Below are 605 nucleotides of genomic sequence, written 5' to 3'. Positions count from 1 at the left end.
CGACGCGAGACGGCGCGCCCGCGGATCCGCGCGCGAGGGGTCGTCGCGCGGGTCTTGTGGGCACCGCCGCCCGCGAGGAGGCCGCGAACGGGCGCGAGCGTGTCGTTCGTGACGAGGCCGGCCCACGCGAGCCGCCACAGCGCGTCGAGGACGGGGGCGTCCTCGGTGGCGCCGACGGCCTCGGCGAGCTGACGGTAGAAGTACGCGCCGCCGCCGCCGAGCGCCCCCAGGAGCTCGGTCTCGATCGCGTCGAGCGGTTGGTCGACGGGTGCCGGCATGGTGAGCTTGGCGGTGTCGGCGAGGTGGAGGCTCACCCAGCCGTCGTCTCCCGCGAGGGCCCCCTGGCCGACCCACAGCACCTCGCCGCTCGCCGTGAGCTCGTCCAGGAACTCCGGGCGGTAGTCGCCGACGCGCGCCGGGAGGACCAGGGACTCCCACGCCGATGCGGGGATCCTGACGCCCTCGAGCTGCTCGACCACGGCGGCGACGCCGTCGACGCCGCGCAGGCGGCCGCCGACGTGCTGCCAGTCCGGCAGGAACCGGCCGAACTCGCGCGGCGCCACCGGCTCGACCTCCTCGCGGAGCGCGGCGAGCGAACGGCGGCG

The 605-nt window shown here is 76.9% G+C and carries 1 protein-coding gene; it reads right to left on the bottom strand.

Going from position 1 to position 605, the window contains the following annotated elements:
• The coding region (locus tag ESO86_RS19625) for an Lhr family ATP-dependent helicase (protein ID WP_422836519.1) at positions 1–605 on the bottom strand (605 nt) is incomplete at both ends.

Source organism: Agromyces binzhouensis, assembly GCF_004135055.1.
In the GTDB taxonomy this organism is placed as follows: domain Bacteria; phylum Actinomycetota; class Actinomycetes; order Actinomycetales; family Microbacteriaceae; genus Agromyces; species Agromyces binzhouensis.
This window is presented reverse-complemented; position numbering and strand designations above follow the sequence as displayed.